Source organism: Streptomyces sp. NPDC055099, assembly GCF_053607685.1.
In genome coordinates this window covers 209412-230680 of sequence record NZ_JBSGUA010000006.1, presented here as the reverse complement: position 1 = coordinate 230680, position 21269 = coordinate 209412, and the positions used below count along the sequence as shown (strand labels likewise).

General features: G+C 65.6%; 23 protein-coding genes and 1 pseudogene. 19 read left to right on the top strand and 5 right to left on the bottom strand.

Translation table 11 applies throughout. The features are described 5' to 3' along the window. The first annotated feature begins 912 nt into the window (after window positions 1–912). From ACWFRU_RS18005 to ACWFRU_RS17990, 4 genes are all read left to right on the top strand, one after another. Entirely contained in the window at window positions 913–1266 is a 354-nt protein-coding gene (locus tag ACWFRU_RS18005) for a hypothetical protein (protein ID WP_453688010.1), read from the top strand. Window positions 1267–1447: 181 nt separating this feature from the next. Then, window positions 1448–1573, top strand: a complete 126-nt coding sequence (locus ACWFRU_RS18000) for a hypothetical protein (protein ID WP_453688008.1) — start codon at window positions 1448–1450, stop codon at window positions 1571–1573. Beyond that, the gene (locus tag ACWFRU_RS17995) at window positions 1570–1977 is read left to right on the top strand and encodes a hypothetical protein (protein ID WP_453688006.1); all 408 of its coding nucleotides are present in this window, start codon (window positions 1570–1572) and stop codon (window positions 1975–1977) included. The genes ACWFRU_RS18000 and ACWFRU_RS17995 overlap by 4 nt, the downstream gene beginning before the upstream one ends. Beyond that, window positions 1974–2663: a peptidase inhibitor family I36 protein gene (locus ACWFRU_RS17990; RefSeq protein WP_453688004.1), complete on the top strand. Its 690-nt coding sequence runs from the start codon at window positions 1974–1976 to the stop codon at window positions 2661–2663. The genes ACWFRU_RS17995 and ACWFRU_RS17990 overlap by 4 nt, the downstream gene beginning before the upstream one ends. A 180-nt stretch (window positions 2664–2843) precedes the next feature. On the opposite strand, the pseudogene ACWFRU_RS17985 reads toward ACWFRU_RS17990, so the two are convergent. Next, window positions 2844–2942: pseudogene (locus ACWFRU_RS17985) on the bottom strand (IS5/IS1182 family transposase); the annotation flags it as partial. Between the two features lie 566 nt (window positions 2943–3508). Here ACWFRU_RS17985 and ACWFRU_RS17980 point away from each other — a divergent pair. Genes ACWFRU_RS17980 through ACWFRU_RS17970 form a run of 3 tightly spaced genes read left to right on the top strand, consistent with a single transcriptional unit; the run spans window position 3509 to window position 6927 of the window. After that, window positions 3509–5746: a glycoside hydrolase domain-containing protein gene (locus ACWFRU_RS17980; RefSeq protein WP_453688002.1), complete on the top strand. Its 2238-nt coding sequence runs from the start codon at window positions 3509–3511 to the stop codon at window positions 5744–5746. Between the two features lie 5 nt (window positions 5747–5751). After that, the gene (locus ACWFRU_RS17975; protein WP_453688001.1) at window positions 5752–6159 is read left to right on the top strand and encodes a hypothetical protein; all 408 of its coding nucleotides are present in this window, start codon (window positions 5752–5754) and stop codon (window positions 6157–6159) included. Between the two features lie 15 nt (window positions 6160–6174). Further along, window positions 6175–6927 (top strand): hypothetical protein, encoded by a 753-nt coding sequence (locus ACWFRU_RS17970; protein ID WP_453687999.1) that lies wholly within the window; start codon window positions 6175–6177, stop codon window positions 6925–6927. Between the two features lie 222 nt (window positions 6928–7149). On the opposite strand, the gene ACWFRU_RS17965 is transcribed toward ACWFRU_RS17970, so the two are convergent. Next, window positions 7150–7431 carry a hypothetical protein gene (locus tag ACWFRU_RS17965; protein ID WP_453687997.1) on the bottom strand — a complete coding sequence of 94 codons (282 nt, stop codon included), beginning with the start codon at window positions 7429–7431 and terminating at the stop codon, window positions 7150–7152. Between ACWFRU_RS17965 and ACWFRU_RS17960 the strand changes: the two genes are divergently transcribed. Further along, on the top strand, window positions 7432–8367 hold the full coding sequence (locus ACWFRU_RS17960; RefSeq protein ID WP_453687995.1) for a transposase: 936 nt from the start codon (window positions 7432–7434) through the stop codon (window positions 8365–8367). It abuts the gene before it with no gap. A 36-nt stretch (window positions 8368–8403) separates the two neighbouring features. On the opposite strand, the gene ACWFRU_RS17955 is transcribed toward ACWFRU_RS17960, so the two are convergent. Next, on the bottom strand, window positions 8404–9192 hold the full coding sequence (locus tag ACWFRU_RS17955) for a helix-turn-helix domain-containing protein (RefSeq protein WP_453687993.1): 789 nt from the start codon (window positions 9190–9192) through the stop codon (window positions 8404–8406). Window positions 9193–9538: 346 nt separating this feature from the next. On the opposite strand from ACWFRU_RS17955, the gene fabG reads away from it, so the two are divergent. The 4 genes from fabG (at window position 9539) to ACWFRU_RS17935 (ending at window position 12531) form a co-directional block, all read left to right on the top strand. Further along, window positions 9539–10270 carry a 3-oxoacyl-ACP reductase FabG gene (gene fabG / locus ACWFRU_RS17950; protein ID WP_453687991.1) on the top strand — a complete coding sequence of 244 codons (732 nt, stop codon included), beginning with the start codon at window positions 9539–9541 and terminating at the stop codon, window positions 10268–10270. A gap of 642 nt (window positions 10271–10912) precedes the next feature. Then, window positions 10913–11875, top strand: a complete 963-nt coding sequence (locus ACWFRU_RS17945; RefSeq protein ID WP_453687990.1) for a ParB/RepB/Spo0J family partition protein — start codon at window positions 10913–10915, stop codon at window positions 11873–11875. A gap of 114 nt (window positions 11876–11989) precedes the next feature. Then, the gene (locus tag ACWFRU_RS17940) at window positions 11990–12316 is read left to right on the top strand and encodes a hypothetical protein (protein ID WP_453687988.1); all 327 of its coding nucleotides are present in this window, start codon (window positions 11990–11992) and stop codon (window positions 12314–12316) included. Then, the gene (locus ACWFRU_RS17935; RefSeq protein WP_453687986.1) at window positions 12313–12531 is read left to right on the top strand and encodes a hypothetical protein; all 219 of its coding nucleotides are present in this window, start codon (window positions 12313–12315) and stop codon (window positions 12529–12531) included. The genes ACWFRU_RS17940 and ACWFRU_RS17935 overlap by 4 nt, the downstream gene beginning before the upstream one ends. 346 nt (window positions 12532–12877) lie before the next feature. Here ACWFRU_RS17935 and ACWFRU_RS17930 read toward each other — a convergent pair whose 3' ends face one another. Continuing rightward, a complete protein-coding gene (locus tag ACWFRU_RS17930; RefSeq protein ID WP_453687984.1) occupies window positions 12878–13714 on the bottom strand; it encodes a hypothetical protein in 837 nt (278 codons plus the stop codon). Between the two features lie 676 nt (window positions 13715–14390). On the opposite strand from ACWFRU_RS17930, the gene ACWFRU_RS17925 reads away from it, so the two are divergent. From ACWFRU_RS17925 to ACWFRU_RS17900, 6 genes are all read left to right on the top strand, one after another. Then, window positions 14391–14657 carry a hypothetical protein gene (locus ACWFRU_RS17925; protein WP_453687983.1) on the top strand — a complete coding sequence of 89 codons (267 nt, stop codon included), beginning with the start codon at window positions 14391–14393 and terminating at the stop codon, window positions 14655–14657. Window positions 14658–14674: 17 nt separating this feature from the next. Beyond that, window positions 14675–14866 (top strand): hypothetical protein, encoded by a 192-nt coding sequence (locus ACWFRU_RS17920; protein WP_453687982.1) that lies wholly within the window; start codon window positions 14675–14677, stop codon window positions 14864–14866. A gap of 204 nt (window positions 14867–15070) precedes the next feature. After that, entirely contained in the window at window positions 15071–15355 is a 285-nt protein-coding gene (locus ACWFRU_RS17915) for a hypothetical protein (protein ID WP_453687980.1), read from the top strand. Then, on the top strand, window positions 15352–15672 hold the full coding sequence (locus ACWFRU_RS17910; protein ID WP_453687978.1) for a VRR-NUC domain-containing protein: 321 nt from the start codon (window positions 15352–15354) through the stop codon (window positions 15670–15672). Before ACWFRU_RS17915 ends, ACWFRU_RS17910 begins: the two co-directional genes overlap by 4 nt. A gap of 156 nt (window positions 15673–15828) precedes the next feature. After that, on the top strand, window positions 15829–16044 hold the full coding sequence (locus ACWFRU_RS17905; RefSeq protein ID WP_453687977.1) for a hypothetical protein: 216 nt from the start codon (window positions 15829–15831) through the stop codon (window positions 16042–16044). Then, a complete protein-coding gene (locus ACWFRU_RS17900; protein ID WP_453687975.1) occupies window positions 16045–16317 on the top strand; it encodes a hypothetical protein in 273 nt (90 codons plus the stop codon). A gap of 149 nt (window positions 16318–16466) precedes the next feature. Here ACWFRU_RS17900 and ACWFRU_RS17895 read toward each other — a convergent pair whose 3' ends face one another. After that, on the bottom strand, window positions 16467–17816 hold the full coding sequence (locus ACWFRU_RS17895) for a hypothetical protein (RefSeq protein ID WP_453687973.1): 1350 nt from the start codon (window positions 17814–17816) through the stop codon (window positions 16467–16469). Window positions 17817–18047: 231 nt separating this feature from the next. On the opposite strand from ACWFRU_RS17895, the gene ACWFRU_RS17890 reads away from it, so the two are divergent. Next, entirely contained in the window at window positions 18048–21254 is a 3207-nt protein-coding gene (locus tag ACWFRU_RS17890) for a DEAD/DEAH box helicase (RefSeq protein ID WP_453687971.1), read from the top strand. The last annotated feature ends 15 nt before the right edge of the window (window positions 21255–21269 follow it).

The window sequence follows — 21269 nt, the reverse complement described above, 5'->3', positions numbered from 1 at the left end:
GGCAGGCGACCGGCCTCGGTCTCCGCGGCCGTCGGGGCATCGCTCGTCCCCGGCCGACATCACCATGAGTGGTTGGCGTCTCCCAGGCGGAGGGCCAATCCAAGGCCCGATGTCATGGGACAACGCGCCTAAACGCGCTTTAGAACCCGGGGCCCGGATCGCCCCCGCGACCGATTCGATGGCCTGCTCGCGCTCAATGCCGGAGGCCACCTTTCCGTCAGCGGGGAGCCGCCTGTCTCTCCCGGTCCCCCTAGAGGGTGTACGTCCAGGTCACATCCGCGGAGAGTTGGGGCCATACGAATTGAGCCGACCTTCGCCCGTCGGAAGAGGCTCTTCCCAGAGTCCGCTTTCACGCTTTGGTCACAGGAAAGTTGCAGGTCTCTCGCTCTATCTGTGGCACCGTCCGGTTCCTCCGCCTCGGCCTGGGCTTTCAGCCAAGCGTTTGCCCGACGGTGTACGGCCTGTGCCTGGTGTGCCTACGGTAACTATCGCGCTCGCCGGTCCAGACCAATCCGGCGTCATGCGTACTCACGGAGCGGCCAGGGGGGATTACTGATGCAGCACACTCAGCCTGAATGCATGTTCGCGCGGCAACGCGTCTCGCTGTATCGCCCCTGAAGCCCTGCGTGGGGAGACATGGGCCGTAGCGATGTTGGCCGAACTCTGTGCGTGGACCTTGGTATTTGCCAGGCCCTGGCGCGCAGCCCCATAGGGCGCCGCTGCTGCAACGAATCCGAGCCGACGGCGTAGCTCACTCTCACACCCAGAAAGGGATGCCCTACGTGAGCACGTCTGCTCGCACAACGCCCCCTGCATGCAGGGTCTTCGCTGCCCTCGCAACCTCGGCGGCACTGGCTGCTGGCCTCATATGCCACCGCCATTCCGGCGCAAGCTCTGGGCGCAGCTGGCGAGTTGTGCACCTCGACCGACACCAACTTTCGTGAACGGGAACTGCCCGGCGCAAAGCCGGACACGCTCGTCGCCGTCGACGTGTGCGGCGGAGCAGTCAACGGCATCGAGTTTCAGGCCCCCGCCACGGTGCACTGGCAGATCTTGGTCGACCAGGTAGTGGACAAGTCCGAGCGTTTCGCCAGCTTCAAGGTCACCACGCGCGCCGAGATGCGCACCACCGCGACGAGTACGGACACCGTGGTCGCGTCGAAGACGTATGACTGCACTGAACAGTTCAACAAGGACCGGGCCAGTGCCACCGGCCTCACCTGCCAGGCACCAGCCACTCGCTTCGATCCAGCCGCTTGGTGGTAATCGGACACCACTGTCACCTATGACAACGAAGGCGATAGCAAGGGCCCAACCACGTGGCAGCTGACTGGCTCTTCGCTCGTCCACTGACCCTTCCCCAGCCGCTGTGGCCATCCCCCCATACGGGGCTGCGGGGCTCCCCTTTTGACCAACCGACGATTGAGGAGGACCCATTGCGGACGAGATGGTCAAACCTGCCCAGCAGTTCATCAACAGGACCTGGAACCCCACTCCCGGCGAGGGTGCCGGGGTCATCGTCGACCCCTCGCTGCCGTCCCGGCGTCGCAGGGCCGCGACACTGACACGATGAAACGACTCCTCCCCGCACTTCTCCTCGCCGTAGCCCTCCTCACCGCAGGCTGTACAGACGACGCAGGCCCGCACAAGGACAGCACGGGTCCGTCCGGTCCCCCGACCATCAGCGAGTCACCCTCCCCGCAGGCCACTGATCTCGCCAAGCGTTACCACGCGGCCGGTGGGGGCCGTGACGTAGTCGGCATTCGCCAGACGAAGAACAAGAGCGGTCTCCCGATCCTCACCGTATGGACCCAGAAGAAGAGCGGCTACGCGCAGTTCGACGACTTCGCCACCGACTTGGCGTCCTTCCTGGCTGGGGAAGGCGTCCATTTCGACCAAGGCTACGTACTCAATGTGTACGGCCCGGACGGAACCCGGCTGCACACCTACGACACGACACCGGAGAAAAACCCGTGATCCGCAGACCCCTGACCGCCATGGTCCTCGCCACCGCTACCGTCGGCGCCTTTCTGTTCGCCGGCAGCCCTGCCGTCCACGCCGACGAGCCCACCCCAGAACCCTCTGCCACCGCCCCGACTGAGACGCCCGAGGAGGAGCCGCCGGTAGAAATTCCGGTGGACCCGGTGATCGCCGAGTACAACGGCCGGAAGATCAACCTCGCCGAATCATGGGAGGGCGCTACCAGCTGCACCGAGATGCCCAACGGAGAGGTCCACTGCTACGACTCGGATGAAGAGGTACTGACCGATCCCGAACTGCCCGCCGAGACACGCAAAGCGACCATCGAAGGCAACAGTGACGACGCCTCAGCGGCACGCCCCAGCCGGTGCGTCGCCGACTACTGGTGCCTCTATATGGACGCCAAGTACAAAGGCAGGATTCTCCGATTCTCCGCCGACGGTGGGAAGAACCTCGCCGACTACGGCTGCCGCGACAAACTGAGCTCGGTCTACTACTGGGTCAACCGATGGCACATTAACTACGGTGACGCCAGGATCATCGACAAGCGATCGTGGCCGGTCAACGACCGAGTCAGGCAGCTTGACGCTCCGGCTCACGTCTCCCGCCTGTCAAGTCTGGGATATCCCAACGGTGGCAACTGGAACGACAAGACCGACATCTTCGATGTCCGCCGCAACTAAAACCTGGCGCAGCACGGCGAAATGATCCCCGGTGACCGTTTCACAGCGTCTCCCAGGCCAGTGGAAATGGGAGCGCAATAGAGCAGTTGACCTTGCCTCAGGTGACCGGATCTGAGTAAGTTCGCCGTTCTGCAACAGTTCTAAGGGTTGTCCTCTGGGCAGCGGCACCGGGACAACCCAAAGGCGGAGGAACGCTTCGTGCCTATCGGTTCGCCGCTCCCAGCGGATGCGTAGGCGTTTGAAGCCGTGAAGCTAGGTGAAGCTGCGCTCACCCACCCACCCGCCTGTAGGTCTCAAGTGCGGTGCCGCGGGCGGGCGATAGCCGGAACGATTGACTGGGCGGGTGAGTAGCCGACACCACCTGTCGGCTAACGCTTGTCCCGCAAATCGCCTGCTCAGGGGACCCGGATCCCCTGAGCAGGGGTTTGCGGGACAAGCCCTTGGGTTCGACCCGGCGGCGCTGGGATCGACGACGCATCCGTCTCATCAAACGAAGCACATTCGAGTTTCCCGCCCTGCTCATGTCCGATTGGAGATTTCGCTCAGTCCGGGAAACCAAGGTGGACTTCGTGGCGTCAGGCTGGGGTCAGGCCAACCTGCAGGGGCATGACCACTGGATCCATCTCTACTCGCCACGGAAGCAGCACAGACGAAAGGTCCGCCGCTATCCACACACTGTCCGCTCCGGCTGGAGCGGACAGGAGCGTCTTCTCGCCCTGCACCAACGATGGCGTGTTCCGCTGCATGTTTCCGCAGTTGATGCCCCGGCACCAGAGGGAAAAGCTGCGCGGCCTGGCAATCTGCCTGCCGCCACCCACACGACCTTGAAGGAGAAGACTCCTCCGATGGATGAAATGGTCCTCAAAGCCCAGAAGTTCGTGAACTCCGTCTACGGCGGCAGGATCGGAAGGCAGGTTGAAGAGAACGGGCGGACTGCGTGGCCCCTCATGTATGCCCTCACCCGTGCGCTGCAGTGGGAGCTAGGCATTGCGCCCCTGTCTGATGCCTTCGGTGCCACCACCCTTTCTACCCTCCAGTCAAAGCATCCGAAGATCAACGCATCCACTGCGCCGTCTGCAGACTTCATACGGCTCGTCCAGGCCGCGCTGTACGCCAAGGGCTACGACGGCGGCGGCATTGACGGCAAGTACAGCGATCGCGTTGCCTCCTCGGTCAGCAGACTGAAGGCAAACATGGGGGTCGATACCGTCTACCCCGGCTCCGACCTGGTGCCGAAGGTTTTCAAGGGCCTGTTGAACATGGACGCTTACGTCGCCGTCGACGGCGGGTCCGACACCATCCGAGAGATTCAGCAGTGGCTCAACGGGCGCTACGTACACCGCCGGAACTTCTACATCATCCCTTGTGACGGCCACTACTCACGGGATGTGGCCAAGTCCACGATGTACGCGGTGCAGTATGAGATCGGCATGTCCGACGACGTGGCCAACGGGAATTTCGGCCCCGGCACTCAGGCCGGCCTCAAGAACCACACCCTGTCCATCAGCTCCAGGGGAACCTGGGTCCTTCTGTTCTCCGCTTCCATGGTATTCAATCAGCGCAGCGGGGTGGGCTTCGACGGAACCTTCACCGCCAGCCTGGCCGACTCTGTACGTGATTTCCAGAAGTTCGTGAAACTGCCAGTCACCGGACTTGGCGACTTCCAGACCTGGGCCTCACTGCTGGTCTCCTATGGTGATCAGGATCGCAGGGGTGCAGCCTGCGACGGCGTCACGAAGGTGACCCCGGCACGAGCCGAGACGCTGAAGGCAGCAGGCATCGAGTACGTGGGGCGCTATCTGTACAACCCGGACCCGACCCCGAGCGGGGACCTCAAGCACAAGGAGATCCAGCCGGGCGAGCTGAAGACCATCGCTGACCACGGCTTACGCTGCTTCCCCATCTTCCAGACCTTTGCAGATTCTGCGAGTTACTTCAACGACGGCCAGGGCGTCGCCGACGCCAGGCTGGCTGTGACCCAGGCATCGAAGCACGGGTTCAAGCGCGGTGCGCGGATCTTCTTTGCCGTTGATTACGACACCATGGACGGCGAGGTCACCTCGAACGTCATCCCATACTTCCGGGCCATCGCCCACGAGATCACCAACCTCGATGACCCGTATCGCGTCGGCGTATACGGGACCCGCAACGTGTGCGCCCGCGTCGCAGCTGCCGGGTATACGGGAGCCAGCTTCGTGTCCGACATGTCGTCGGGATATTCCGGCAATCTCGGCTACCCCATGCCCACCAACTGGGCCTACGACCAGATAGTTACCCGCACCATCGGCTCCGGTGACGGTGCGATCGAAATCGACCACAACATCGCTTCCGGGCGCGATACCGGAGAGAACAGCTTTGACCCGATCCCCTCCGGGACACACCTCGACACCGACCTTCCGACGGAAGCACACGGGGCGCTCCTGACCGAAATCCGTCAGACGCTGCAGAGCCTCGACCCACCGATCGGGGAAACGTCGGCGAACACCAAATGGTCGACGAAGCAAAGCCTCGACCTCGTGCTGCACAACGACGCCCTGATCACGGGGATGGCGCGGACGCTGAAGATCCGCAAGTCCCTGATCCAGGTTCCGGTGTTCTGGGAAACCCGCCACTACGACACATCACTCGACTACCTGGGTGACCTCGGCGTCCGCGTCTACCACTCAGGCGTACAGACAGTTCCTCCCGTGGCGGACGCGTTCATCAAGCGGGACGCCAGCACCGGCCCAGGCCAGATCTTCGCCGTCACCGCCATCAGCGCCCGCAACCAGGCGATCACGGACGGGATCCTTGGCGGTTCGACCCGGGACCCCAATAGCGACGACGACGTGTGGACGATATGGCAGAAGCTAAACGGGGAACCGGAGTTCAACATCCGCCAGGTGCCCTACGTGCACCGTTATCATGCCGTCAAGTACGGTGTCCCGCGCCCGAGTCTGACCACCACACCTGAAGAACTGTTCGACCTGCTCAAGTACTACCAGGGCGACAACGCAAACGCCGAGACCGAGGCAGCGAAGAGGCTCAAGGTGTACGGAACGTTCGAGAGGTACAACGCCATCTCCCGGGGCGATAGCCTCTGACTGGTATGGGACGCAACGAGGACACCTATCTGGTCAGGCTCGGCGCCAACTGGGCCCGTGTCACAGTCACCATCGCGCTGCCCGCGGCCGCCAACTTACTCCTCGGCTATATCGGCAACAGCATCGTGGATGTGCCCTGGCGCTTGCTCGAAGTCTGGGTGTTCCCCGGATATGGGTGGGCACCCGCGCCATCCCCGACGGACACGGATGACGGCATAGGGCCGATCATCGCGGCGCTGGTCCTCCTCACCACCCCGTACCTCCTGATGTGCGGCTTCATCAACTACTTGGTAACTCGGGCGATCAACGTCTACCGGCCCTCGTACGCCCTCATCGCCTTCGTCGCGCTGATCGCGCCGGCAGTCGTCTTCACCATCGACCCATCCCTGTATGCCGATATCCCTCGGTACTGACAGAAAGTCGCCAACATGCCTGATCAGATATCGCGTCGTGCTGCCTTACAGCAGGCAGCAGCCATCGTCGGCGGCACCACCCTGGCCACCGTCACCGGAAGCGCAGTCCTATCGCCCCAAGCCTTCGCCGCTCCCGCGCCTGACCCCATCGACATCGGGGCTGCTATGCGCCGCCACAAAGCCGAACACGATCGGGTGTTCACCGGTAAGCCGTCCAAGAATGGATGGGACATGGAAAAGGTCACGAACGACGGCGGCACCATCTGGACCCGACCCATACCCGGCACCCCCCTCGATGATGTGACCATGCGCATCGGTGACGTAGCAATCGTCCTCGTGCACATCGTCCGCCGCTTTCACTACGAGATCGACGAACTCAGACGTGGTGACGTCGTCGGCTGGCGCAGCCCGGACCAGATGCGCAAGAACCTGGCGGAGTCCAACCAGGCCTCAGGAACCGGGGTTCAAATCCGGCCCGGCTTCTACCCGTCGGGCAGCCGGGGTGGGCATTTTCCGCAGGACCTGGTCGTGGTCCGGGACATCCTCGCCGACTGCGGCGGCACGGTGCGCTGGGGCGGCGATGATAGGCACCCCGACGAGGCACTGTTCTACATTGATGTCGGCCCGGGTGATGCCCGATTGCCTCAGGTAGCAGCCAAGTTTCGTGGGTGGGCGCAAACGCCGGGCCAAGGCGCCGGGGCGATCAGCGATCCGCTCCAGCCACAGCGCAGGCGCGCTGCCCAACGGTTGGCCCGCCAGCAGTCCTAGTAGGACGCCCTTAGGCGCAATGCCGTGACGCTGTTGGTGATCTTGTCGGGGTGGTGACGGCGGTCGCTGGTGGTGGTTGGCTGGTCTGTGGCGGGGCGGCCTCGGTTTTGAGGCGGTGGACGGTGTCGATGCGTCCGGCACGTTTCCAGCGCATTCCCCCGATGACGGTCCGGACGGCGTGGGCGGCGTGTCCGAAGGGGACGTCGGTGATGCTGATGCCACTCATGTCCTGGCGGCGGTGCGGCGGTTGAGCCGGCTGGAGCTGGCGGGCGAGAGCGTGCGGGCTGCGCTGGAGGAGATGGCCGAGGCCGATCCCAACTGGTTGCTGCCGCTGACCGAGCCCGCGGGGGCCAAGCGGTACGGCCGAAGGTCGAGATCGGGAAAGTTGCGGGCGGCAAGGTAGCGGTGCGCGAACGTGCCGAAGAGTTCGGCCGGGACGGGCAGAAACTTCTCACCGCCGCCTGGGCGTCCGACGCCCCATCCCGTCTGCGGATATTGCGACAAGTGGAGACCCTGCGACAGGTCTGGATCCACCAGTACTACTGGGATCACGAGGGGCAACTGCGCTGGCGGGAGGGCACTGCTCTGCCGCCGGCCTCGCTGCGGTTCGACTCCCCCTATGCCACGGACGCGCACTACTGCGTCAAACGCGATGTTGAGTGGAGCGGATACCGGGTTCATTTCACCGAGTCATGTGATCAGGACCTGCCGCACCTGGTGACGCATGTGGCCACCACCATGGCTCCCGTCCAGGACGGGCAGCTGACCGCGAAGATCCACGACGACCTCGCCACCCGCAGCCTCGCTCCGGCCGAGCACGTCGTGGACACCGCCTACCTCACTCCCGCCCACGTCGAGCGGGCCCAGCGCGTCCACGGCATCACGCTGCTCGGCCCGATCCTCGCCGACAACAGCCGCCAGGCCAAAGCAGGCTCGGGCTTCGACAAGGCCGCCTTCACCATCGACTGGGACAACGAGCAGGCCATCTGCCCGCGCGGCGCGACGAGTGCGTCCTGGACCAAGCTGAATATCTTCGGCCATACCTACCTTCAGGCCCGCTTCGCCGAGAGCGACTGCCGGCCCTGCCCAGACCGTGCCCGGTGCACCTCCTCGGCCACTCGCCCCCGCTCCGTCGCAGTCCTGCCGCGGGCACTGCACGAGATCCAGATGCGCAACCGGCTCGACCAGCAGACCGAACAGTGGCAGCGTCGATACGCGATCCGCGCCAGCATCGAGGCCACCCTCTCGCAGAACGTACGAGCTCACGGCCTGCGCAGAAGCCGCTATCGAGGTCTGACCCTCACTCACGTGCAGCACGTCCTGACCGCCATGGCCTGCAACCTCAGCCGTCTCGCCGACTGGTACGACACCACCCCATCAGACCGCCGGGCACCCCACTTCCGAGCTCTCTGCAACACAGCCGGATTCGCCAGCACCTGACCGCTCAAGATCACCAACACAGTCACGGCATTGCGTCTAAACGATGTCGCCCGGTGCGACGATCATGAGGCGGGTGTTGTCGCGCAGGCGGGCCAGGGCCACGAACTCGACCTCGGTCTCCTCGTGCTGGTGCGGCAGGTAGAGGCGCCGCCTGTCTCCATCAGGGTGGGCGACCGTGGTGACGTCGTCGTCGAGGATTCTGCGGGCGACCGGATCGGCCTGCCTGATGTGATCGCAGACCTCGTTGAGGCGCGCGTCGTCCGGATTCGCTTTGTGAGCCAGGCGCAGCTGTGAGGCCATGGGCTTGGCCCAGACCTCCTCCCAGTCGATGAGCTGGAGCCGGGCCTCCCGGTAACACAGAGCCCAGATCATGACGTTGATGCCGTGCAGCATCCAGGGGTAGTCGCGGGCTGCGGCCTGGTTGAAGACACGTACGTCCCAGCAGTGGTCGAAGGTGTAGGCGGGATACGTCAGGCTGTGAACGATGGCCGCCCCCACGGGGTCGATGGTGCTTGCGTCCGCGTGCGGGAGCGGCGGTGGCTCGCCGCCGTTGGCCTCCAGCCACAGGTGCGCGCGTTGCGCGCTGTCCAGGCCGAGGACGCGAATGATCCGCTCCAGGAACTCGTCACTGACTTGGTCGAGTACGCCGCGCTCCAGCCTGCCGTACCAGCCTTCGGTCACGCCGGTCAGCTCTGCCAGGTCTCTTTGCGTGAGGCCCTTGCGTTGGCGGGAGCCGTAGCGGGCAGTGAATCCGGGCACGGCGTGCGGGTCGCGTTCTTCGCGCCAGGTCTTGAGCATCCGGGTGATCGGCGGCAGGTTGCACATGAAAGGCAAGACTCCCCTGAGTAAAGAAAAGCAAAAGTATCAGGAGATCCTAACGCAGCTTATACCTTTACCTGCCTTGTTGGTGAGTACCCGTCACACCGCTAAAATACGGATCTTTTTGGGCATAGCCACGCACGGAACGGGCCGTAACCCGCACTCGCAGTGCCGGTACTGCGGCTACCGACACCCTCACAACCGGCCTAACAGCACCGAAACGGGGCAAGGTGTGGCACCGCTGCCCAAGGTCACCTCCTTTCGGCAGCAGTCCGCCCCGCAGCGCCTCCCCACCTCGTCAGGCCGCCGCGAGCGGGCGCCGCATCATCAACGATCCGAGAGGTGTCCAGGCATGAGCGTTTTCATCACCGGCGGCAACCGAGGCATCGGTTACGCCATAGCCCAGGAGCTTGCCGAGGCCGGCTTCAGCGTGGCTGTCACCTATCGCTCCGGGGAACCGCCCGCAGGCTCCTACCAGCCGGGCCAAGAGCACTGCGGTGGACGCTTCCTCGCGGTTCGCTGCGACGTGACGGATGCCGGGCAGGTCGATGCCGCCTTCAAGCAGGCCGAGGCGGAGCACGGCCCCATCACCGCTCTCGTCTCCAACGCGGGCATCACCCGAGACGGGCTCCTGGCCCGCATGAGCGAGGGCGACTTCACCGCGGTCCTGGACGCGAACCTGACCGCTGCCTACCGGGTGGCCAAGCGTGCCCTTCCGGGCATGCTGCGCGCCAAGAGCGGCCGCATGGTGTTCATTTCGTCGGCCACCGCGATGTACGGCGAGGCGGGGCAGACCAACTACGCGGCATCCAAGGCGGGATTGATCGGGCTCACCCGGTCCATTGCCCGTGAATACGGCTCTCGGAGCATCACAGCCAACGTCGTCGCTCCGGGGCTGACCGCGACGGACATGGTTGCCGCTCTTCCCGAGGAGCGCATCAAGGGCCTGCTCGGGCAGATCCCACTCGGCCGCCTGGGGCAGCCGCAGGAGATTGCGCGCGCGGTGCGCTTCCTCATCGAGGACGGCTCCTACGTGACGGGCGCGGTCATACCGGTAGACGGCGGTGCGGGAATGGGGCACTAAAGCAGTGATCGGATGCTGCGGCAGCCCCCTCGGGGCTGCGGGGGAAGGCGGTGGCGCAGCAAGCGCAGCCAGCCGTACCGCGGATGACGAGCGGCGGCCGATCCATGTTCTGCCGGGGCGAGGGGGCGGGAGTGATCGACGCTGAGCGCATCCTGACACTGGCCCGGGAGCCGGCCCGCGTGGCCGCGGACCGGGGGCGTGATGCGGGCCGGATGACGGTGCTGGCCGGGAGTGGGAGCGGACCCTGTGTGCAGACGGGGCCGGTGGCATGGTCGGCGGCACGATGCGTAACGCGGTCGCAGGGCGCGGAGGTTCAGGTACCGGAGGGCTCCCGCGAGGCGGTGCAGGTGTGTTACTTATGCCCGATTCGCAGCGGCTGCTTCTCCACCCCGGAGGCGAGTGCACCTTCCCGGGTGCGGGCGTGGCGCAGGCGAGCGGACAGCCAGTAGGCGGGTGATGCCGGTGGGCGCCGAGAACATCTCGGCGCCCACCGGCATTTCCGCACGTCAACACCCTCGCGAGGGCGTGGCCGAGGTCACGTGGGCGGGGAATTCCGGGAATGGACACCCCCTCCAGTCATAGTAGAATTAACTCAAGAGGTGAGGGGGAAAGAAACCTCACCAGCACCACTTGGAGCCCGACATGCAGCGCGTCATAAAGATGAGCCAGGTCCACCGCAACCCGCGCCAGCCGCGCGAGTACTTCGACCAGGACGCGCTGAACGAGCTTGCCAAGTCGGTCGAGACGTACGGCCTCATGCAGGCCATCGAGGTCCGCCCCGACAACGAGCAGGGCGGCTACGAGATCGTCGCGGGAGAGCGCCGCTGGCGCGCGCACCAGATCCTCGGCCGGACCAAGATCCGCGTCACGATCACCTCGGAGAAGAACGAACTCCAGCGGTTCAAGCGGTCCATGAGCGAGAACGTCACCCGCGAGGACATGACTCCGTTCGAGGAGGCCCACGGCTACCAGCGGATCCTCGACGAGGAGGAGGGCGCGACCATCGAGTCCGTGGCCGCCGACTTCGCCAAGACCACCACCTACGTGAAGCTGCGCCTGACCCTGCTGGACCTGCGCATAGAGGTCCAGGAGCTCGTACAGGACGGGAAGATCGGCACGCAGGCCGCCGTGCAGATCGCCGCCCTCAACCTCGCCAACCAGGGCTCGGTGCTCAGCAAGTTCGTGCGGGGCGAGTTCGCCTCCGACAACGAGATCGTGCACTTCGCCTTCGCGATGAAGCAGCAGCAGGACCAGGCCGTCCTCATGGTCGTCGAGGAGATGAGCGAGGAGCAGCGCACCGAGCGCGCTGCCGCGCAGAAGAAGACCCGTACGACGCTCGACAAGATCGAGCAGGTGCGTGTTCTGCTCGACGAGATCGGCCGCACCGAGCCGTTGAAGCTCGCCGAGACCCTCGAAACGCAGGTCGGTGCGCGCCTGGAGCAACTCGACCGGGTCGCCGAGTCGCTGACCAAGGCACGGTTCCAGCTCAAGCAGGCCAAGGCGCACGCCGAGGCCCGTCAGCTGGTCACGGTCAATCCGGAGGCCGAGGCAGAGAACAACGCCGAGGAGGCGGGCGACGCCGCGCGCGAGCCGGTCGCAGCCTGACCGGTACAAGCCCCGGGGGTGTGGGCACAAGAGCGCGCACCCGGCTGGCGCGGCCACGATCGCCGCGCCGCCCTCTTTCCGAGATCCCACGACTGCACAGGAGTCAGGTTCGTCATGCGCTACAGCGCACCCCTCACGCCCGCCCAGGCCGAGCAGCTCGGCGAGGACATCGGCATGATCGTCGCGTTCGCCGCCAAGGCTCTCAACCACATGCACGGCACGGACATCGACCGCCTCATGCAGAGCTTCACGTCCTCGAACGCTCTGGAGGTCACCGCAGGCCGGTATTTGAAGGCCCTCGAGGACGGCCTCACCCCCGGAGAGGCCGCGGGCCGGGCCGGGACCGCTCTGGCCCGGGACTGGGCGGACGCGGTCCTCGAAGCCACCGGCACCCAGCAGTCAGCGCACATGTCCGCTCCGGCCGAGGAGGCGGGCGCGTGAGCACCGGCACGGACTGGACGGATATGGGGCGCGCCGACTTCGACGAAGCGGCCCCCAACCAGCTGCCTGTGCCTGCAGGCCCCGCACGGATTGCCGCCGCACCTGACCGGTTCGGCACCGCAGCTCTCTTCGGCGACCCGGTCCCCGACTCCAGCCCACGCCCAGCGCGCCGGGAACAGCCGTGCGATGCCGACGGCCAAGAAGAACTGTTCTGACATCCGCACCATGCAAGGAGCAGTCCGTGAACGCGAGCACCGAAACGCTGCTCGGCGACGTCCGAAGCACCCTGCACCGGCGCCGCATCTGGTCCCACTCGCCGAACAAAGACCGCCCGGGCTTCCACCAGCTCCGTCACGGTGACCCCGAGCAACGGCACCATTCGGGTCTTCTGGGGAACCCGCAAAGCCCAAGCAGCCGACGGCTGATCAAACGCACAGCCTACGGAGAGTGCAGCCGGCGCTCGGGGTTCCGCGGGCGGCTCACACGGCGATCTGCCGCGTCACACTCGGAGGCGGGCGCGGATTGAGCCGCTCGGGAGAGGCGCCTACCAACAAGGCCCCTTCACATGGACCGCACGCGCCGCCGCGCCGTATGCCGCGGGACGGTGGGAGGCCGAACCCTCGGCGGCCTCGGGCGCGGCAGCATTCGTGAAGACTGCTGCACCAGGCTGCGGGACTTCTCCGCGAGTTCCTGCCCCAGAGCCAAGAGCGTGCGCCGCGTGTCCACCCATCGCAGCACGGGTGCTGCGGCACCCGCCAGGGACAGGATCAACATGAGCTCATATGCGGGGACGGGTCGATTGCTGACGTCGAAGCTGATCGCGGACCATGCCGCCAGGAAGATCGGGAGAGCGACGGAGGTGACGATCACTACCTGCCGTCTGCGAGGTTCTGCGCCGAATGCGCCACGCCATGACCGGGCCTGGGCAGCTCCTGTGATTCGGGAGCCAATCGCGCCCAGCGCAATTGCCCGCCTCCGAAGCCTGACGCGCTCGGGGCCTGTCAGCGCAGGGTCGCCGGACAGTAGGTGCGCCAGCTCGGCGGCCTGCTGCCGCCAACGCGCACGCGGTACTGGGCGCGGGCGCCGCCCAGTGGCCTCTCTGTACTGATTGCGCATCACTGTGTAGACGAGGGTCCCGGCGGTCAGCACGCCGATGAAGGTGGCCCCCAGGCTTTCGCCGATCATGCTGGTTGCATGACCACCCCCCAGGCCCCCGATAAAGGCCATGGTGGGCGTAATGAACACAGTGAAGTACCGCTCGCCGGGGAGCGCGTCCACGCGCTTCTCAAATCGCATGATGCGCCGCCACAGCAACAGGGATATCAGCTCGCTCACAAGTACCGGGACGACGTAGATCACGTCGATTACGAACAGTCCCATCCAGATATATCGCTCCACCTGCCGCAGCGTAGACAGCATCCGATCGCGCACGGTCAAGAACACAGGAACCTGCACTCACGGCCAGGTCTCCTACGACGCCATGGTTGCTCAAGATCACCGGCGTGGAGGGCATCCCCAACGCCTCCGCGACCGCGGCCAGCACAGCGGGGCCCAACTCAACACACAGGGAAGACGTGCACCCTCGCAAGCGTCGACGGCAGTCGGGACGAGCCACAGACGGAGCCGGCCCAGGAGGGCCGCCCCCAGGCATGCGCGCGATCTCAACCCACCTTCATCACAGCCAGATTGGGCGCAGTGGAGGTCACAGGCGAGGAGTGGACACCCACGCATTACATAGTAGAATTAACCCAAAGGTGAGGACAGGGCGGCTCACACCAACACCCCAGAAGGGACCAGCGCATTGTTCACGACTCCCTCAATAGTCGAGGCCTCCACTCTTGGCGCCACCGCCCCCGAATGCGAAGACTGCGAGGGAAGCGGCGCCGTCACCTACCTCCACGGCCCTTATGCACACACCCGCGAATGCGACACCTGCCACGGCACCGGACGATGCCTGCCCTGCCCCGCATGCACCGACGGCACCAGCCCCACCACCGGCGAAGCCTGCACCACCTGCGACGGCTTCGCAGCCCTCACCTGACCACAAATAGGCCAGTACCCAAAGGAATGTTTAGTGATCCTCGGCGACTCACTAACCCAAGAAGCCCTGTCAACGGGCAGCAAGACCAGCACAACCATCAGCCCCGACGGCGCGATCCGCCTGGCCGTCACCCTGCCCGACGGCGCGATCCAGCACTTCGAACGCCCATCGGCCACCACCTGCGCCAACTGGCGGGCCACCGAGCTCAAAGCTCCCGGCTCAGGGTTCATCTTCAACGAACCCGTCACCGAACAGTGGGGGCACGCACTCACCCTCATTGCCCGCAACTCCCTCACCTGAACAGCAAGGAGACCGACATGGAAGACTTCAAGAAGCACGCTGGGGTGACGCTCGCCCAGCCTGCACCCAAGGGCCTACTCCGCCCGTTCGGCGAAGTCCGCGGCCACGCAACCGACCCCTTCAGCGGCAAGAGGCTCGTGATGGTGCAGTGGCCCGGCGCACCCAAGCCCCTCCCCTACGATCCCGACGAACTCGCGATCGTCGACTGACCCAAAATAGGCCAGTACGCATCTTCGTGTTAGGTTCTGAGTGATGTCAGGCCCTGGCACGGCCCACACATCCACCCGATCTCCGGACGGGCAGCGACCCCCCGCGCCCCGCCCGCCCGGAACGGCTCGTCAGATACGAGCCACCCCTCCGGCCGGGACCCGCACCCCCCTGCGGGTCCCGGCCAACCCATGGAGAACCACGACATGCCTGCCATGAACAACCACGACGACACGCAGCTCACGAGCCACGACGACGCCCTGCACCAGGCCCTCGTCCTGGAGCGGTACGGCCGCCCCCTCCACGAGATCCTGTGGGAGGAGACCCGACACCCCCTGCCTGAGCTCCTCAAGGAACGCCACCGCCGCCCCCAACTCCCGGCCACGACCGCACCCTCCCGGCATCAGCCCCGGCCCGACCCGGATGCCTCCGCGCACCGCGCCGCTCTGCTCGAAGCCGACACTCCCCGCCGACGGCGGAGTACCGCGTGACCGAGGAACAGTTGCGCCGGCACGTCCGCAAGCTCGCAGCCCTCCGCGGCTGGACCCTCGCCTACCACACCCACAACTCACAGCGCAGTGACGCCGGATGGCCCGACGAGGTCTACGGACATCCCAGAGCCAAGCGCGTCATCTTCGCAGAGTTCAAGGCGAACGCCGGACGGCTACGCCCTGCCCAGCGCGACTGGCTCAAGCACCTCCAAGCGTGCGGCTTCGAAGCCGCCCTGTGGCGGCCCAAAGACCTCGACCACATCGTCAACGTCCTCGCCCCAGACGGCCCCCGCGCCCAGCTCCCCGACAAACTCTGACCAAGGAGACCACCGCGTGCACGACCACACCAAGAAGCACTCCGACACTCCGCCCATGCCCGGAGCCTCCTGGTGCGACTCCTGTGACAGTTGGTTCAACCCCATCACCAACACCTGCCGCTGCAACAACCGCTGACCGCCCCCGGGAAGACCATCATGTCCAGCTCTGCTCATACGACACTGCCCTCCGGCACTGAACCGGACCGCGGGCAGAGCACCCCGATCACAGACGTCAGCTCCGAGCAAGCACTCACCGAGATCGCCCGCCTGGCCAACCAACTATGCGAGCACCTCGCCGACAGCCAGTGGCACGCAGCCGCCCGGGTCAGGGACCTCGCCGAAACCACTCTGCAGAACGCCGGAGACCGCTGAATGCATGCCCGCTTCGAACCCCTGCCTGCCCCAACCCGCAGCCAGGAAGCGCATGACACCGCCCAAGCCCTCCGCGAACACCCGGACGAGTGGGCGCACATCGAAGAGCTCGGGAATCTGAACCGGGCAACCAACCTCGCGTACCGCGTACGCACCGGCCGCCACAGTGCCTTCCGCCCCGCTGGCGCATTCGATGCCACCGCACGCCTCGCCGACGACGGCACCGCCAGCGTCTACGCCTGCTACATCAGCGCCACCGGCAGTAGTCACTGACCGAGCAGCTCCGCTCCCGGAGCCAACTTCGTCAAAGAACAGGGACGAAGGCAGTGCGTCCGAAAGAGCGCACAGCAACATAACTCGCCCAAGCAGCACGCTTGGGAAGAGAACGAGAGCGCGTGCTAAAAACGACCACCGGACTGCCGCTATGTAGCTATGAGTTTGGCCAGTTTCTCGTACGAGTAGTACCCAGGAGGCGGCTCGTGCTCCTGCACCGTGTCGATGAACCGAGTCCACAATTCATGGTCATCAGGCCGCAGGTGAGCCGTTCCGTTGTACAGCGTCACCGCATGCAGAACCATGTCGCCAGCTTCCCGACACTGGTTGTTACCGGACCAGGTGTCCAGAACCTCCGCTAGCTCCTCGCGTGACAGGAACTTGGCGCAAGGCAGGAGCGCGGTTTGTGCAAGCCATTCAGCAGTCCTGAAACTGCGTGTCTTGTTGAGCAGATCCGCCAGGTACTTGGTGAAGTACGCCGACGGACGTTGCTCGATCACCTTCGCTATGTCGACGCTGCCCAGCTCGTCGAAGGATGTCTTGAGAACGGGCATCTCGTGACGAATGGCGTCTACAGCGACCAGCGACAACACCCTGTGCTCGTCTTCAGCGAACGGGCGGTCGAGGCCTGCCAGTCCTGCGATCCGTGTGGCCAGATGGCTTCTGGTCGGTTCGTCGAGCGCGCTCCAGAACACATCCAGGTCACCGAGTCGGGAGACGGCACGAATCTGGACGTCTGCACTCTGGGTGCTCAGCCTCTCGACGGCCTTCGCGACGCCGTCCTGGACGAGGGTCCGGTCGCGGTCTGCGAATGCGCGTAGGCAAGGGGCCATCCGATCGGCAAGGAGGCCAGCATCCAGCGGTTCGGGAGCGTCCAGTTCAAGAACCGCGTGCTTGGCGGCCAGGTCCACAAGGCGCTTGCGGGCTGCCGGTTTGACCCGGTCGAAGAACGCGTGGGTGAGGTACTCGCTGCTGGCCGCGAAGTCTGGGTCGGCCACGTAGTCCCGGAAGCGTTGGAGGACCTGCCGGCCCTGCACCGGAGGATGAATCAATAGAGCGTCCAGCGCGGCAACCAGATGCGCCCGGGCGTACTCCGGAGTCGGGGTGAAGAGTTCACCGTGTGGCCTGAGTGAAGGATGGGCACACAGGTGCCGATCTTCCTTCAGCCGCTCCAGGTCACGCTTCTCCACGAAGTCGATGAGCTCAAGCTGTTCGGCTGAATCCAGCAGGTTCCGCTCGACGTCCTGCATCGTCTTCACAGCTTGGGCGTCGTTTTGTGTGCGGGCCTGCTCGATCTTCTTCGCGATGTCTTCTGCCGACTTCTCACCGTCCTCGGCGAGACGGCTGATCTTTTCGATCAGGTCGGCGCACACTGCACCCCATGTGAGAAGGATGCTGGCACGCGCGGCTCCCGTCGCATAGCTGCGGTGTGCCTCGATCACCATAGGCCGGATGTCGGGATTCCAAACGCGGCCAAGTCCTTCTTCCAGGTCCCTCACCCGGCGCTCCCTCCTCCATGTCCATCGCGCAGCCCGAGTGTAGATCGCTGCTGGGCACGGTGTTTCCCATTTAGTGATCACGCTCGGCGGGCGGCTGCGGATCTTGGCACTCGTCCGAATCCCATCCAGGCCTCCAGGACAGCGGCACCGATGGGGTACGTAAGGTGGCGTCAAGCGGTTGTGCGGGTTGGGGGCAATGTGGGAGCTGAGCAGCGGCTGCGGTCTCGGATCGTGGGCTTCTGGCGTGCGGTGGAGCTGTTCAGTCCACAGAAGATCCCGTCGGTATCGGCGCGTGAGCGGGTGTACGCCGTGGCGGAGGACGAGCCTCTGCCTTGGGAGGACGACCACCCGCTGCGGTCGGTACAGCTGGAGCCTGGATTCGTATGGCAGCACGTGGTGTACGGCGGTACGTACGCCCTGCGGACGGTGCGGGACGTCGTCCTGCAGGTCTTCGGCGAGAACGAAGAAGACCACGATGGCCGGCTCGACGGCGAGAGCGCCATGTTCGCGCTGACCGTCAACGACGAGGGACGTCTGCTTCTCGACTCTCCGGTGCTGTCTACCTGTGCATGGGCCACAGGCCGGGCGTTGGACCCGGGGCCCGCCCGACCAGGTTGGCTGGACGGCTTCGACGAGGAAGAGGCCGCATGGCTCGCCCGCGCCGCAGACTTCGGCGAGGAGCTGGCCGATGATCTGCCCGACTTCGACGCGACTGACCCAGACCCCGACGGCGAGGAGGACGAGGACAAGCTCGGGTTGTACCGGTTGTCCGCGAAGGATCTGCTGGGCTTCGTGCACGATCTTGCCCAAGCCTGGAACGTGACGGAAGCTCTACAGCCGGAGGAGATTCGGGTCCGGAGCGTGGCAGTGCGGCAGAAGCAGGCCGATGACGCCGATCAGCAGGATTTCCTCAACAGCTTCTATGTTGCCGATCTCGACCGGGTCTCACGCGCCCTGCAGACTCAGGAACCTGGGGCAGGCCTGGCGGCCTATCTGACGCCGGGAACGCAGGTGAACGCCGCGTGGCGCATCGACATGCGAGAGCAGCCGCAGGCAGCCTTGGACGCGGTAGCGCCCGGGCGCACTCCGATGGGTCGTTGGCCGGCGAACCCGAAGCATCCTTTGGCTCTCAGCCAGCAGTTTGCGGTGAACACCATCTGGAGTGAACTGGGCAAATCGAGTGGACTGTTCGCTGTCAACGGACCGCCCGGCACAGGTAAGACGACGATGCTCCGCGACTGCTTCGCCGCTGTGATCGTGGAGCGTGCTCAACGTCTGGCGTCGCTGCGCATGCCCTCAATGGCATTCGTCGATAAGGAGCCGTACCGGTGGCAGAGCGGCGATTACACGCGTACGGTCACCGCGTTGAAGCCGGAGTTCACGGGTTTCGAGATGGTGGTCGCCTCGGCCAACAACGGGGCCGTGGAGAACATCTCCACCGAGATCCCGGCCCGCGCGGCCCTCGATGATTTGTGGAGTGGGGACGCCGGCTACTTCGCCGAACAGGCAACCCGGCTCCTCAAGGGCGCGCCGGCTTGGGGCGCCATTGCGGCGAGGCTGGGAAACAAGAAGAACCGGATGGAGTTCATCAACCGGTTCTGGCATGGCAAGTACAAGATGGATGACGAGCAGGCGCCGCCCCCGCCGAAGGGCCGCCGTCCGCGCAGTCGGGATGCCTGGATCGACAGCGAGCAGGGCGTCGCGCACCTGCTGCGTGAATGGAGTCGGCAGCCGCACAGTGGTGTGTGGCGGGAAGCCAAGGAACGGTTCCGCCAGGCTTATGCCCGGGTAGAGCAGTTGCAGGCCGAGCGTACGGCCGCCGCGGCAGCCCTTGGACGGGTGCCGTCCGCAGGCGCCGCCTTGCGGGCAGCCGAGCAGGCCGTCGCGGACAGCGACACCCGCGTACATCAGGCTCGCGCGCAGGTAGCAAGCGAGACAGCCGTACTGCAGCACGCTGAGGCGGCGCTCCACGAGGCACAACAGGTGCTAGACGCCCATGCTCGTCGGCGTCCCGGTTTTGTCGTAAGCATCAGCACGCTGGGCCGTGCGGCACGGGAGTGGCATCAGCGCGACCAAGAGCTCGCTGGCCATGTGGACACGGCTCGCAGCGTTCGTGACGCCGCAGCAGCATCGCTGTTCGGCGCCCAGCAGGCAGCGACTCAGGCCGAGCACACTCTGGGCGTGTGCCGTCAGCAGCAGGCTTCGGCAGCCGCTCAGCTTCAGGCGCTACAGGAGACCGTCGCCCAGGCCCATGCTGATTGGGGCGGCCACGTCCCACAGGAGGCGTGGCTTCACGACGACACCACCCGCGAACTCGCCGCTCCCTGGGGCGACGAAGAGATCGCCCGAGCCCGCGCCGAACTGTTCCTCGCAGCGATGGGGCTCCACGAGGCGTTCCTGCGGTGCACAGCCCGCACCATGTACGCCAACCTGATGGCCGCTATGGATGCCGTGGCCGGCGCGGTCCCCAGGACCGTCTCCGCGGAACATGTGAAAGCTGCCTGGCAGAGCCTCTTCCTGCTGGTTCCCGTCGTCTCAACCACGTTCGCCTCTCTGGACCGGGTCTTTGGACGCCTCGGGTCGGAGTCGCTGGGCTGGTTGTTCATCGACGAAGCCGGACAGGCCACCGGGCAGATGGCCGTCGGCGGAATGTGGCGCGCCGCCCGCACCGTCGTCGTGGGTGACCCCCTGCAGCTCGAACCGGTCGTGGTCTTGCCCTGGACCGCGCAGCGGGCCCTGGGCGACGAGCTGGGCGTCGACGCGGAATGGGCCCCCAGCCGCACCTCAGTCCAGCAGCTCGCCGACCGAACCAACCGCTACGGCACCCTGCTGCCCGCCGAACTCCCCGACGGCTCCCAAGAGGTGTGGGTGGGCAGCCCGCTCCGTGTCCACCGGCGCTGCGACAACCCCATGTTCGGCATCAGCAACGCCATCGCCTACGACAACCTCATGGTCTACGGGACCCCCGACCGCGGCGACTACCGCTACCGCCCCCGCAGCTGCTGGGTGAACGTGGAGGCCGCCGAAGCAGACGGGCACTGGATTCCCGAAGAAGGCCGCGCGCTGCGTCGCGTCTTGGAGAAGCTACGGGACGACGGCAGTGTCGATCTCGCCCAAGACGTTTACGTCATCAGCCCGTTCCGCGCAGTGGTGCGGGGTGCGGAGCGCGCCTGCCGTGGCCTGCTCCCCGACTCCCGCGTCGGCACCATCCACACCACCCAGGGCAAGGAGGCCGACGTAGTGATCCTCGTGCTCGGCAGCGACCCGCGCCGTCCCGGCGCCCGCTCTTGGGCTGCCTCCCGCCCTAACCTCCTCAACGTCGCCGTGAGCCGGGCCAAGCGCCGCCTGTTCATCATCGGCAACCTGGAGGCCTGGCGCGACCAGCGGTTCTTCTCCACTCTCGCGGACGAGGTGCCTGCGCACACCTGGCAGCCGTGAGGTGACGTGAGCAGC

Coding starts and splice junctions, on each gene's coding strand:
- ACWFRU_RS18000 (WP_453688008.1), top strand. CDS start 1,448: ATGGTCAAACCTGCCCAGCAGTTCATCAACAGGACCTGGAACCCCACT.
- ACWFRU_RS17995 (WP_453688006.1), top strand. CDS start 1,570: ATGAAACGACTCCTCCCCGCACTTCTCCTCGCCGTAGCCCTCCTCACC.
- ACWFRU_RS17980 (WP_453688002.1), top strand. CDS start 3,509: ATGGATGAAATGGTCCTCAAAGCCCAGAAGTTCGTGAACTCCGTCTAC.
- ACWFRU_RS17975 (WP_453688001.1), top strand. CDS start 5,752: ATGGGACGCAACGAGGACACCTATCTGGTCAGGCTCGGCGCCAACTGG.
- ACWFRU_RS17970 (WP_453687999.1), top strand. CDS start 6,175: ATGCCTGATCAGATATCGCGTCGTGCTGCCTTACAGCAGGCAGCAGCC.
- ACWFRU_RS17955 (WP_453687993.1), bottom strand. CDS start 9,192: ATGTGCAACCTGCCGCCGATCACCCGGATGCTCAAGACCTGGCGCGAA.
- fabG (WP_453687991.1), top strand. CDS start 9,539: ATGAGCGTTTTCATCACCGGCGGCAACCGAGGCATCGGTTACGCCATA.
- ACWFRU_RS17945 (WP_453687990.1), top strand. CDS start 10,913: ATGCAGCGCGTCATAAAGATGAGCCAGGTCCACCGCAACCCGCGCCAG.
- ACWFRU_RS17940 (WP_453687988.1), top strand. CDS start 11,990: ATGCGCTACAGCGCACCCCTCACGCCCGCCCAGGCCGAGCAGCTCGGC.
- ACWFRU_RS17920 (WP_453687982.1), top strand. CDS start 14,675: ATGGAAGACTTCAAGAAGCACGCTGGGGTGACGCTCGCCCAGCCTGCA.
- ACWFRU_RS17915 (WP_453687980.1), top strand. CDS start 15,071: ATGCCTGCCATGAACAACCACGACGACACGCAGCTCACGAGCCACGAC.
- ACWFRU_RS17905 (WP_453687977.1), top strand. CDS start 15,829: ATGTCCAGCTCTGCTCATACGACACTGCCCTCCGGCACTGAACCGGAC.
- ACWFRU_RS17900 (WP_453687975.1), top strand. CDS start 16,045: ATGCATGCCCGCTTCGAACCCCTGCCTGCCCCAACCCGCAGCCAGGAA.